At 48.4% G+C, this 12,960-nt stretch carries 11 protein-coding genes and 1 riboswitch; of the genes, 8 read left to right on the forward strand and 3 right to left on the reverse strand.

The features are described 5' to 3' along the window. Positions 1 to 25: 25 nt before the first annotated feature. Positions 26 to 1,822 (forward strand): sensor histidine kinase, encoded by a 1,797-nt coding sequence (locus tag KAI36_RS01955; protein ID WP_220026775.1) that lies wholly within the window; start codon positions 26 to 28, stop codon positions 1,820 to 1,822. Continuing rightward, the gene (locus KAI36_RS01960; RefSeq protein WP_220026776.1) at positions 1,803 to 2,987 is read left to right on the forward strand and encodes a response regulator; all 1,185 of its coding nucleotides are present in this window, start codon (positions 1,803 to 1,805) and stop codon (positions 2,985 to 2,987) included. Before KAI36_RS01955 ends, KAI36_RS01960 begins: the two co-directional genes overlap by 20 nt. 72 nt (positions 2,988 to 3,059) lie before the next feature. On the opposite strand, the gene KAI36_RS01965 is transcribed toward KAI36_RS01960, so the two are convergent. Then, positions 3,060 to 3,965, reverse strand: coding sequence for a LysR family transcriptional regulator (locus KAI36_RS01965; RefSeq protein ID WP_220026777.1), 906 nt, complete (start codon positions 3,963 to 3,965; stop codon positions 3,060 to 3,062). Between the two features lie 160 nt (positions 3,966 to 4,125). Here KAI36_RS01965 and KAI36_RS01970 point away from each other — a divergent pair, with 160 nt between their 5' ends. From KAI36_RS01970 to KAI36_RS01995, 6 genes are all read left to right on the forward strand, one after another. Continuing rightward, positions 4,126 to 4,716: a flavin prenyltransferase UbiX gene (locus KAI36_RS01970; protein WP_025723836.1), complete on the forward strand. Its 591-nt coding sequence runs from the start codon at positions 4,126 to 4,128 to the stop codon at positions 4,714 to 4,716. Positions 4,717 to 4,744: 28 nt separating this feature from the next. Next, positions 4,745 to 6,163, forward strand: a complete 1,419-nt coding sequence (locus KAI36_RS01975) for a non-oxidative hydroxyarylic acid decarboxylases subunit C (RefSeq protein WP_220026778.1) — start codon at positions 4,745 to 4,747, stop codon at positions 6,161 to 6,163. 40 nt (positions 6,164 to 6,203) lie between these two features. Beyond that, positions 6,204 to 6,428 (forward strand): non-oxidative hydroxyarylic acid decarboxylases subunit D, encoded by a 225-nt coding sequence (locus tag KAI36_RS01980; RefSeq protein ID WP_220026779.1) that lies wholly within the window; start codon positions 6,204 to 6,206, stop codon positions 6,426 to 6,428. A gap of 71 nt (positions 6,429 to 6,499) precedes the next feature. Then, a complete protein-coding gene (locus KAI36_RS01985; protein WP_025723840.1) occupies positions 6,500 to 6,961 on the forward strand; it encodes a pyridoxamine 5'-phosphate oxidase family protein in 462 nt (153 codons plus the stop codon). A 163-nt stretch (positions 6,962 to 7,124) separates the two neighbouring features. Next, positions 7,125 to 8,285 carry a serine hydrolase domain-containing protein gene (locus KAI36_RS01990; protein WP_220026780.1) on the forward strand — a complete coding sequence of 387 codons (1,161 nt, stop codon included), beginning with the start codon at positions 7,125 to 7,127 and terminating at the stop codon, positions 8,283 to 8,285. A gap of 215 nt (positions 8,286 to 8,500) precedes the next feature. Further along, complete coding sequence (locus KAI36_RS01995; RefSeq protein ID WP_220026781.1) at positions 8,501 to 10,837, forward strand: Ig-like domain-containing protein; 2,337 nt, start codon at positions 8,501 to 8,503, stop codon at positions 10,835 to 10,837. A 72-nt stretch (positions 10,838 to 10,909) separates the two neighbouring features. Here KAI36_RS01995 and sdaAA read toward each other — a convergent pair whose 3' ends face one another. Then, complete coding sequence (gene sdaAA / locus KAI36_RS02000; RefSeq protein WP_220026782.1) at positions 10,910 to 11,809, reverse strand: L-serine ammonia-lyase, iron-sulfur-dependent, subunit alpha; 900 nt, start codon at positions 11,807 to 11,809, stop codon at positions 10,910 to 10,912. Next, entirely contained in the window at positions 11,799 to 12,488 is a 690-nt protein-coding gene (sdaAB, locus tag KAI36_RS02005; RefSeq protein WP_013308430.1) for an L-serine ammonia-lyase, iron-sulfur-dependent subunit beta, read from the reverse strand. The genes sdaAA and sdaAB overlap by 11 nt, the downstream gene beginning before the upstream one ends. 211 nt (positions 12,489 to 12,699) lie before the next feature. Next, positions 12,700 to 12,815: riboswitch (glycine riboswitch) on the reverse strand. Between the last annotated feature and the right edge of the window lie 145 nt (positions 12,816 to 12,960).

The following is a 12,960-nucleotide window of genomic DNA, read 5'->3' on the forward strand; positions in this document are numbered from 1 at the left end:
CGATGCGAAAGGAGCGCACGGAGGTATGATGCGCCGTTTTCAATCCATTCAATACCGCTTGTTTGTTCTGTTCCTGTTGAGCATGTCCGGCATTGTGCTGGCGGTCAGTCTATTATTTTACAACCGTACTACGGTGCAGTTCCATGATAAGGTCAGCGAGCTGGCGCGTAAAAATGTATCCCAGACGGCAGGCCTGTTCGAATTGCTACTCGGCAGCTATAACAGTCTCTCCAAATCGATCAGCAACAATATGGATTTGGTGCGTCTGTTGACGACGGATAGCAGTGACTTACCTGCTGTCAATTACATTAACGAACGTACGATTACGAATATTCTGGGGGCTATCTATTATTCGCGTGAGGATCTGATTGGCATCCATGTCATCACAGACACAGGCAAGGTATATAACTATGGCAATTATATGAATGTCATTGATACTCATTACGAACATACGGAATGGTATAAGGAAATTCGAAAGTCGGCGGGCAAAATTGCATGGCTGGGCGTGTATCCTCACTCTGTCATTGATCAGGTGGAAACCAGACCTGTGTTTGCGTTCGGACGGCAGCTCTATGATCTGGATGAGCACAAGCCGATTGGTATTGTCCTGTTTGAGGCTGAGCCGCGATCTGTTTTGTCCGCTCTCCACAATTTGCGGCTGGGCACCAATAGTCAGGTATATTTGTTGGGTCATGAAAATCGAATTGTGTCGGCCACTTCCTCTGATCCGCCACCGGATTTGCAAAATCTAGAGCAGCAGGTACCGGAGGAGGATGTTATTGTAAATCGAAGTAATGAAAAAGTTGTAATCGCTTCCAAGTTGCCGTTTGCCGACTGGTCTGTGATTAGTGTGACACCCAGTGAGGATCTGAACGTGGAGCTGGTGCAAAATCAAAGGTACTTATTTATCGTGGCGCCTATACTTATTATTGTGTCGGCGTTAATTGCATCTATCGTCTCCAGGAGCATTTCCTTTCCACTCAAGCGAGTCATTCGGGAAATGAAGCGTGTAGAGACAGGAAATTTCCGTCATACGGTAAACACTAAATCTTATGAAGAAATCAATCAGCTAGCTACCTCTTTCAACCATATGGTAAGACGAATTGCAGAGCTAATCGAGCTGGTGCGTATATCATCGGTCAGCGAAAAAAATGCGGAGCTGCACGCGCTACAGACGCAGGTCAATCCACATTTTCTGTATAATACGCTCGATATGATCTATTGGATGCTGGACGAAAAGGGACAAGATCAGCTCGGAGAGGTAGTCCTCTCCTTATCCCATATGTTCCGTTACAGCAGCCATTGGGAAGAGGGGGCCGATGTAAGCCTTCGTGAAGAAGTGGAGCAGGTTGGCCACTATCTCACCATTATTCAAGCTCGGCTGGAGGGCAGGGTATCTGTAGACATCAATATTGAAGAACGATGGATGGATATCCGCTTGCCGAAAATGACCTTACAGCCCTTGATTGAAAATGCGGTGAAGCACGGACTGGAGCCTCTTCATGCGGATACAGGTGGCAAGCTGCTCGTCAGAGCGGAGGAATATGGCGGTGTATTGAGCCTGCACATCATCGACAACGGTGCAGGGATGGAGTACGAACGATGGGAGGTGGTCCAGGTCGCTTTGGCAGAACCCGGCAAACAGGCGGGCAGCGGGCAGGCGGGAGGCATCGGCCTGCAAAACCTAAATTTACGGCTACGGCACATGTTCGGAGAAGAGTACGGCCTACGGATCTCTAGCGTACCTGGGGCCGGAACAACAGTCACTGTAAGTGTGCCTCTGCCACAGAAGGAGGAGAAACATGAATATTCTGATAGCTGACGATGAAAATATGATTCGGCAGGGGATTCGGCGTACCATTGGCCAAGCTCTACCAACCTGCGGCATTCATCTCGCTGCTTCCACCGAGGAGGCAGCAGGTATTCTGGCGGAGCATCCTGTAGATATTGTATTAACTGATATCCTGATGCCCGGTATGGATGGTCTGGAATTCATGCGTATTTCTAAGCGAAAGCATCCTCATCTGCAGTGGGTTGTCATTTCGGCCCATTCCGACTTCCATTATGCACAAAGAGCAGTAAAGCTGGGTGCCAAAGACTACCTGTTAAAGCCGATTGGTAAAAAAAAGCTGCTGGAATGCATTGAAATACTGGCAGCCGAAGCGCTTGTGGCCTCGCAGCAGGCGAACGAGGGTAGGCTTCTCAAATCCAATATGGTTTATTTGCGTGAAGCCGTTTTCCAACGCTATGCCCTTGGACTGGATACGGGAAAGCTGGATATACAGCCTTTTGTCGAAAATTATCCGGAATTCCATCTCTTCATGGTTCGCATGGAACCTGATCACAAGCAGACGCATCTAGAGCATTTTATGATTGAAAATGTACTGTCCGAGCTCATTGAGGCAGGAGGCAGCGGCTTTGTCGTCAGTCTAGACCGCCATAGTCTGCTGGGCATTGCAAGGCTAAGAGATGAGGCAGAGGCCGCACGGCTAGAGACGTTGCTCGAATCCCATTTGAAGCGTTATGTGAAGCTGCCCCTACAAATTACACGTTCGGGTGTTCATCACAATTTTGCCTCCATACCTGAAGAGGTGGCGCGACTAAGACGTACGCCAGAGGAGATTGCAGCCGCAGCAGCGGATACAGGAGAATGTCTCCGCAAAGGCATGCATACGGTAGATGTGGCATTGCAATACATTCGGGCTCACTTTACAGAGGAACTGTCGCTGGAGAAGGTGGCTTCAATCGTATTTTTGAATCCGGTGTATTTCAGCCAGTTATTCAAGCAAAAGACGGGACAAGGCTACAAGGATTACGTCATTTGCTTGCGTATGGAGGAGGCGAAGCGGCTGCTCAGTGATCCTCATCTGCGGCTGGCTGATATTTCAGAGCGGATCGGTTATCAGGATATGAGGCATTTTACACAGGTATTCCGGCGGAAATGTGGAATGACTCCAACCGAGTATAGACATCAGGGAGTCAAATAAGACGGTATCAACGACCGAATGAAGGAAGTTCTTCAAGCATCAGACTGTTTCAGGAGTAGAGCGGTAGAGCATCTACTCGGGAGCAGTCTTTTTCGTGTCTCCAGCTTGTAGCAGTTCAACAAATTTGCGAGCTGCATTGGATAAATAACGATCCTTGCGCCATACGACGGCAGGCTGTGTGAAGGGGAATGGCTCCTTAATGGAGAGTGTGCGAAATCTGTCCCCGTATTCTTGTCCCAAGCCAGCGTCTGGAATAATGGTAATTCCCATGCCTGTGGAAACGAGCGAGAGAATGGTCGATATTTCTGGACAGTCCAGTACGACGCGCGGAATAAGATGGTGTTCCTGAAATTTGCGGATGACGGTTTCGTACAGTCCGTGTCCTTCTGTTCGGCGTCCCAACAAGAGGTCATAGCTGGCAGCTTCCTGTAATGTAATTTCCTCACTGGGATGGCGATCTGCCCATTCACACGGAAGAACCGCAACAAAAGAAACGCCCTCCAGTTCAATCGTATGGTACGATTTGTCATCTACCGGAAGCAGCAGCAGGGCCAGATCAACTTTATTTTGGTGCAGCAGTTCTTCCAGATGATGTGTGTCTCCGTGTCCTATTTTAACGTATACCTCTGGATAAACCTGATGAAAGCGACTGAGTTGTTCAGTAATCAGAGACATACAGGCGGATGACGTGCCTATAGACAGTGTGCCGGTTACTTTGTTTTCAAACTCCCCAATTTCTCTACAGGTGTCCTCCATTTCAGCCAATAATCGCTTGGCGCGTGTATACAGTGTATATCCGGCCTCGGTAACCTCCCACTTCTTTCCTTCACGGTAAATCAGCTTTACGCCAAGCTCGTCCTCCATATTTTTGAGTTGTTGACTCAGCGGAGGCTGGGCCATGTTGAGCGTTCTGGCGGCCTTGGTGATTTGTCCTTCCTCCACGATGACGCAAAAGTAATGCAGATGCTTCATGTCCATTGGAATTCCTCCTTATTTCTAAATAACGCTTCAATTTGGATACTTTTAAAGTATGTATTCCATATATTATATATATTTTTCGTGTGCAAGGAACAGGCGTATAATTTTTGACAGTAATGCATGGGTGAACATAAAACGATGGGATGGAAGGAGGGGACATATGAAGAAAATCATTGTAGGAATATCGGGAGCGACAGGATCGATCTTCGGTATCCGTATATTGCAACAATTACGAGAGGCTGGAGTCCAAAGCCATCTGGTGCTATCCCCGTGGGCTATTGCGAACATTCCCTATGAGACAGGCTATACGGTGAAGGAAGTGGAGGCAATGGCGGATGCAGTCTACTCGTATAAGGATCAGGCTGCGCGTATTTCCAGCGGCTCCTTTCGAGTAGACGGCATGGTCGTCGCTCCTTGCAGCATGAAGACCCTTGCCTCTATTCGTATAGGTATGGCGGACAACCTGCTTACCCGATCAGCGGATGTGATGCTGAAGGAGCGAAAGAAGCTGCTGCTCATGACCAGGGAAACACCATTAAGCAGTATCCATCTGGAAAATATGCTGGAGCTGTCACGTATGGGCGTGATGATCCTGCCGCCGATGCCTGCTTTTTATAATCATCCTGCAAGTATCGAGGAATTAGTGGATCATATTGTTTTTCGCGCATTGGATCAGTTCGGTATTGTCACAACCGCAGCCAAACGTTGGGATGGAATGAAGCAGACTGACTCCAGACTGCACCAGAATTGAGAAATCGAAAGACGAAGGAGAATGAATGATGGCTTATAAAGACTTTCGCGATTTTCTACACACCTTGGAAAAGGAGGGACAATTACTCACGATCAGCGATGAGGTAAAGCCGGAGCCGGATCTAGCAGCAGCTAACAGAGCATTAAGCAATCTTGGAGATAAGACACCTGCTCTCTTTTTCAACAATATCTATGGCTATACCGATGCTCGTATTGCAATGAATGTGATGGGCTCCTGGCCCAATCATGCTCTTATGATGGGAATGCCGAAAAACACGCCGCTCAAGGAGCAGTTTTTTGAATTTGCCAGACGCTATGAACAATTTCCGGTGCCTGTGAAGCGGGAAGAAACTGCTCCTTTTCATGAAGTCGAGATTACAGAAGATATTAATTTGTTTGATATATTGCCGTTGTTTCGCTTGAATCAGGGGGACGGAGGATTTTACCTGGATAAAGCAATTCTGATTTCACGCGATCTGGATGACCCGGACACCTACGGTAAGCAAAATGTCGGCTTGTACCGGATGCAAGTGAAAGGCAAGAACCGTTTGGGCATCCAGCCTGTACCACAGCATGATATTGCGATCCATATCCGTCAGGCTGAGGAGCGCGGCGAAAATCTGAAGGTCGCTATTGCCCTCGGATGTGAGCCTGTTATTACAACGGCTGCTTCTACGCCGCTGCTGTACGATCAATCCGAATATGAGATGGCGGGCGCTATTCAGGGTGAACCATATCGTGTGGTCAAAGCGAAGGATGCAGATCTGGATCTGCCTTGGGGAGCCGAGGTCATTTTGGAAGGCGAAGTGTTAGTAGGTGAACGTGAGTATGAAGGTCCATTCGGTGAATTTACAGGTCACTATTCCGGTGGCCGCGCGATGCCAGTCATTCAAATTAATCGTGTATATCACCGCAAACAGCCTATTTTCGAGCATCTGTACATCGGGCTGCCTTGGACGGAGACGGATTATATGATCGGCGTGAATACAAGTGTACCGTTATTTCAGCAGCTTAGAGATGCTTTTCCTAATGAAATCGTAGCCGTTAATGCTATGTATACGCATGGGCTGGTCGCTATTATTTCCACGAAAACCCGGTATGGCGGCTTTGCGAAGGCTGTGGGAATGCGTGCGTTAACGACTCCGCATGGATTGGGGTATTGCAAGCTGGTGATTGTGGTGGATGAGGAGGTCGATCCGTTCAATCTGCCGCAGGTCATGTGGGCTTTATCCACCAAGCTGCATCCGAAGCATGATGCGGTCATTGTTCCTGGTTTGTCTATTTTACCGCTTGATCCCGGCTCTGATCCGGCAGGTATGACCCACAAAATGATACTGGATGCGACGACACCTGTGGCACCGGATATTAGAGGCCACTACTCGCAGCCGCTTGATTCCCCGCTGGGTGTAGCGGAATGGGAGAAAAAATTGAGCCAGATGCTTCGCTAACTATTTTAAAAATAAAGAAAGATTAAAGGAGTGCTGACAGATGCATATTTGTCCCCGTTGTGAGTCCAATCGTTCAGAAGTTGTTTCCCGTTCGCCGGTTGAAGGTGCCTGGGAGGTTTTGTTGTGCCCTGTATGCCTGTTCACATGGCGGACCTCGGAACCGAATAGCATTACTGATCCAGCAAAGTATAAAGCGGCTTTTAAGGTAAATCCCAAAGATATTCTGAATGCTGCTCATGTTCCTCCTATTCCAGAGCGGAAATAGGGTCGTTCGTAAGTAGCCGTAAATTATGGTACTTTGAAGTTATAGGCCAAATGTAAAGGGGATTATACTTCATGCAGACACCAAGGATCGGTAAGGAACTGTTCACGCTACTGGACGGCAAGGTATTGGAGGACAAGCAGCATGAAGCCATGATGCTGCTGACGGTCACGGAGGATCAGTGGCCGCACATAGCGATGATTAGTGTGGGTGAGGTTGTAGCGCTGGACGAGGGAAATTTGCGTCTGGCACTATGGCCGGGTACGACCACGACGGGCAACATGATTCGGACTGGGAAGGCGACGCTTGCGGTATTTACCGGAGGAAAAGCGCATTATGTGCGGTTGTCGCTGGAACATCTGCCTGCTTTGCCTGGAGCCAAGCATGTACGTGAGCGATTTGCGGCTCATGTTTTTGCAGCCAGAGAAGATTCAGCCCAATATGCGGATATCTTGACAGGTGTCACGGTTCGTCTCAAGGAACCGGAATCGGTGATCCATCGCTGGAAGGAAACGGTGGCTGAGCTGTTAATGTAAAGCCATCTGATTATGACAAATAATCTATGTATTTACCAAGTTTACCGTTAAAATAAATGCGGGGAATAAGCGCTTACAAGGGATCACGCTGAGCTTGTTGGAACAGGAAATTAGAGTGCGAGGGGAAGTTTGTTTCTTTGAAGGAAAAATAGGAGGGATGAATATGTCTCGTTTTGACAAGGTAGACCAACTATTGAAACAATTCGTAGCAAATGGGCCGGCAGGTTGCGGTTGTGCCATTGCCCAGAATGGTAAAGTGTTGTATGAAGGGTATCATGGATATGCTGATCTGGAAGCCCGAAAGCCAATCACTGAGGATACAGTGTATCGATTGTTTTCCATGACAAAGGTTGTTGTCTGTGCGGCTGCACTTATGCTGTACGAACGTGGGCAATTTTTGTTGAATGAGCCTTTGTATGAATATTTTCCCGAATATCGTAATGCGCATGTATTCAAAACCGCTCCTAACGGATACACCTACGTGGATAAGGCGGAGAAACCCATTTTAATTAAGCATATATTCAATATGAGTGTGGGTCTTCCTTACGCTTCCGAGCCTTCAGAGACAGGACGGGCAATGCAAAGGGTCCTTACAACGTTAAAGGAAAAGCAGGGGAAATATGATCTGCGCACAGAAATTAAAGCGCTTTCTGAGATTCCGCTTTCTTTTGAGCCGGGCACACGCTGGTTATACGGATATGGACATGACCTGGTTGCAGGTCTTATTGAAGTGATTTCAGGTAAATCATTAGGGCAATTCCTAAAGGATGAAATATTTGATCCGCTTGGAATGAACAATACAGGTTACCGATATCGTGGAGATATTGAATCGCGAATGGCCTCCTTTTACCAACGGACAGACGCCGGAGAGCTAGAGAAAATAGAGGGTTTCTTGGATGAGTATCATCAGCCAGATGCTATATATGAAAGTGGGGGCGCAGGTCTGTATTCGACAGTTAAGGAGTACCTTACATTTTCACAAATGCTGTCGAATGGAGGTATGGTAGATGGTGTGAGGCTATTAGGGAGAAAAACCATTGATTTAATGCGCACCAATCATCTGAATACAGATCAATTGTTGGATTTTACTAATTCATATCATACAGGTTATGGTTACGGACTGGGCGTGCGCACGTTAATTGATAAAGCGGCTGGGCATGCAAATAGTTCTATTGGAGAATTTGGCTGGACGGGAGCAGCGGGCACTTGGGTTTCTATAGATCCAAGCGAACAATTCTCCGTCGTTTATATGCATCAGCTGTCTCCTAGTATGGAAGAATACCATCATTTGAGAGTTCGCGCAGCAGCTTATAGCTGTTTGTAAATGCGAGATTGTGGATCTGTTGAGAAAACTCTTCACTATGGCTCTGAAGCTACACAAATTGTAATGTCTAATCTTTATCAAAAACGATCTAGTTAATAAGGACCAAATTTCCTTCAAAGCCTAAACTATTCTTTTCCATATGACGACATAAAACGTAGGTGTAAGGATTTTGCGAAATCCTTAATTTAAGTTTTGAAATGGGAGGGAATTAGATTTTGAAGAATAGATGGTCCGGTTTTCTGGCGTTGGTCATCCTGATCTCAAGTTTTACATCATATGCAGGGTTTGCATCTGCTGCGGATGCGGTGCTTTCCAAGATTGTCCTTTCCTCTAACGAGGTAACTTTGCAGCAGGGAGATACGGCTGCGTTGACGGCTACTGCTGTTTTTAGCGATGGGACAACCTCGAATGTAACCGTAAGCACGGATTGGAAAAGTGATAATACAACTATTGCTACCGTGTATAACGGTACAGTTTCGGCCAAGGCTGAAGGGGAAGCCACCGTGGTTGCGACCTATAAAGAGAAGGTGCAATCGGTTCAGGTGCATGTAACGAAAAAGGTTAAGGCGCTGACATCCAGTGTACAAAGCCTGAACTTGCGTTCAAGCGGTACAGGACAGGTTGATTTGACAGCGACATACAGTGATAATACAACAGCTCAGGTTTCGGGTGATGCTACTTGGACCTCCGATAATCAAAAGGTAGCAACAGTAGTTAACGGATTGGTTACCGCTCAGGGAGCAGGTACAGCCAATATTAAGGCCGTATATGGTCAACAGACCATAACCATTGCTGTGCAGGTGGAGCAGGTTAAACGTCTCGATGTCAGTTCATCAGAGGTTTCTCTTTTGTTGAAGGATGCTGAGAAGGTTAAACTTTCAGCGACGTTCCCGGATGGATCGGTACAGGACGTGACAGAGTCCGCTGAGTGGAGCTCCAGCAATGCAGCTGTGGCGGATGTACTGAAAGGCACCATTACCGGCTATAGCGCGGGAAAGGCGACAATTACAGGTAAATATGGCACGATGTCCGCTACGATTTCGGTAGATGTCGATCAAACGAATAAGCTGAAAGCCAGCGAATCCAATATTTTTCTCCGTCTGGATGAATCTAAAAAAATACAAGTTTCTGCCGTTTATCCAGATGGGACGGTAACGGATATCACAGATAAAGCTACTTGGACATCAAGCGATGAAAAAATTGCGACTGTGAATAAGGGAACGATTATGGCCATTGGAGCGGGTTCGGCTACGGTGACCGCTAAGTATGGAGATAAGACCGTTTCGATCAAGACAGATGTCGAAACCTCCAGATATCTGGATTTGAGTGAGGACAAGCTGAGCCTGAATGCCAAGGAATCCAAAAAGCTCAAGCTGACCGCAACGTACGTAACAGGTACGGAAGAAGATATCACAAGTAAGGCAGAGTGGAAGTCCAGCAATGAAGATATCGCTTTTGTCAGCGCGGGAGAAGTCACAGGTTATAAAACAGGTGAGGCTACCATCACCGCTTCTTATGGCGGCAAAACAGCTACAGCTACGGTATCTGTAAATGTACCCGGTGATCTGTCTTTGTCCTCCAAAACGGCAACGATTGATATTGATGAGGACTATACTGCAACTTTGACAGCTACTTATGCGGATGGACGTAAAGAAGACGTGACACAGGATGCAGAGTGGACTTCAAGTGCGGAAGATATTGCTTCCGTGTCCAAAGGAACGATTACGGGTAAATCCGCTGGTAAAGCGGTTATTACAGCGACCTACAACGGCAAAAAACTGACAATAAACGTACAAGTGGGCCTTGTAGATCGTCTGGAAACAGACTCGCGTGTAATTGCGCTTGGTGCTCAGGAAACGAAGCAGCTGAAAGTAACAGGAGTTAAGAGTGGCGGTACAAAAACAGATGTAACCAAGGACGCCACTTGGACAACTAGCAATGTAAAAGTGGTTGAAGTTAGCGAAGGTTTGATCAAAGCGAATGGTAGCGGTAAGGCAACGGTGACTGCTTCATATGGCAAGCAAAACATTACGTTTACGGTAGAAGTGGACGTAGCGCAAAAGATTGAAGCGGATGCAATCGCGCTATCGCTCAAATCTGGAGATCAAAAAACCATCGCGATTGTGGTTAAATCCAGTGATGGTAAAGAAAAGGACGTTACGGCCCAAGCGGAATGGAAAACGTCTAATTACAAGGTAGCCACTGTTAAAAAGGGTCAGGTTACTGCGGTTAGCTACGGTAAAGCTAACATTCAGGCGAAGTTTGGCGGGAAGGTAATCAGCGTACCCGTGGATGTTGATACGCTTAAATACCTGCAAACAGACGAAGTTGCTTTGAATTTGAAGGCAGGACAGCTGGCTAAGGTTACGGCTACAGCCACGTATAAGGATGAGTCGGAGAAGGATGTTTCCAAACCGGCAGTCTGGTCCTCGTCCAGAATTGTTGTTGCGACCGTCAAAGACGGTAACATTAAGGCACAGGGCAAGGGCAAAGCTGTAATTACTGTGAAATATGCAGGTAAAATGACGAAGGTACAGGTAACCGTTCAGTAAAACAAAAGAGCAAGCATACGTCCAAGGACGATATGCTTGCTCTTTTATTTTAAGGAGGCTACCGCTTATAAATTATGACTTTTCCTTCTTGGTCGGTGTGTTGCGTGTAAGTGATTCGGTCAAACGCTTGCCAGTCGGCGTCTGGGCCAAGCCGCCTTTGGCGGTCTCGCGGTGCTTCGACGGCATCGCACTGCCGACTTCAAGCATCACGTCGATGACTTCGTCAGACGGAATAGCGCTGCGCACACCCGCCAAAGCCATGTCCGCTGCGGCAAGTGCAGTCACGGCTCCCAGCCCGTTGCGCACGATGCACGGAATCTCCACGAGTCCGGCGACGGGGTCGCAAATCAGGCCGAGCGTGTTCTTAAGAGCGAGACCCACGGCGTGAACAGCCTGTTCAGGCGTACCACCGCGCAGCTCGACCATAGCGCCAGCCGCCATCCCGATAGCTGAGCCAATCTCAGCCTGACAGCCTCCCTCCGCGCCAGAAATGAAGGAGTTGTTGGCGATCACGTAGCCAATGGCTCCAGCGGCGAACAGGCCGTTCACCATATGCTCATCATCCCAGCCGAACCGCTCCTGCGCACTGATGAACACACCAGGGATAACCCCGCATGAGCCTGCGGTAGGCGTGGCGACAATGCGACCCATGGATGCGTTAACCTCCGACACGGAGAGGGCATAAGCCATGGCGAGCGCGGAGGCATCACCGGAGCAGGTTTCCCCTGACCGCAGATACTCGGCTAGGCGCTTGCCGTCACCGCCCGTCAATCCACTGCGGGATACGGTGTCTTGTGTCTGACCGCGATGAACGGCTTCCTTCATGACTTCATAATAATCAGACATTTGGCGAAAGATTTCTTCCTCCGTTGTATTCGTCTCTTGTACCTGCTCTTGAATCATCAAGCGGCCAATTGTGGTGGATTCTTCAGCGCATAAAGCGCTGATTTCATGCAGATGGCTAAACCGCATCGGATTCAGCTCCTTTTTTCAAATTAATCATCTTAATTTCATACATATGAGGTAAAGAACGCAGTTCCGCAATCAGTTCAGCTGGAGCAGAACTGTCCGTTTCAATGGCGGTGAGTGCTTCACCATCCCGGCCTTTGCGATCTACGTGCATATAGGCAATGTTAATGTGGGCCGCGCCCAGCGCTGAAGTTATCGCGCCCAATGTACCGGGCTTATCCGAGTGGAGAAGCACCAGCGTAGGCAGCTCCCCGGTCAGATTGACCCGGAATTCGTTAAGCTGCTGGACATGGATGCTGCCGCCGCCGATGGAGGAGCCCAACAGTGTGCGCTGATCCTCGCCCTTCCACAGCTCGAAACGGACAGTGTTCGGATGAGGCGCGGGGAGTCCGCTGACGGCGAATTCCACGGCCATCCCGGCTTGCTCTGCCCATTGCTCGGCATCCGGAATCCGGTGATCGTCCGTATCGTAATTAAGCAGCCCTGCGATGAGCGCCAGGTCTGTACCGTGTCCTTTATACGTATCGGCAAAGGAGCCGTACAGTGTCATGCGGGCACGGTCAGGCTGCGTCCCGAGCCAGTGCCGGGCAACGCGTGCGAGCCGTACCGCGCCTGCGGTGTGTGAACTGGAAGGTCCGGTCATGGCCGGACCGATAATAGAAAATACATCTTTGAAACGCATGGTGTGGCCCCCTGTATGTTCTAATACCATACTTTATGGTATTTCCGCGTCTTTGCGCGGTTATGACGGTTCCTAATGCTGACGCACAATGTGAGCACAAAAAAGGACAGGATAAGGAAGTTTCCCTTATCTCTGTCCTCGTTACCTGAGAGTTTCGTGCGGTGTTCTTACCGCCTTACCCCTTGGGTGGCTTGCGCTCTCTCCAGAGTTGCGTCAGATGACGATACATGGACCTGAGAGATTATCCGCCAGCCGGGTGCTGGCGTCTTGCTCCTTCGGTGCCGCCAGAGTGTAGGCTCCCTGGACAGACTCTCCCGTCATCTTCATTCGCGTATAACGTTCTACATGTCTTTCTTAGCGTAATGTATGCCGTGCTCGGTGTCAATCACAGGTTTAATTTTTACATAAGCAGGTGCGTTTCCAATAAAAAAGATTAAAATTTACATAATTATGGATGAAACCAGGAAGGAAT

This window comes from Paenibacillus sp. S02, assembly GCF_019454065.1.
Classification (GTDB): domain Bacteria; phylum Bacillota; class Bacilli; order Paenibacillales; family Paenibacillaceae; genus Paenibacillus; species Paenibacillus polymyxa_B.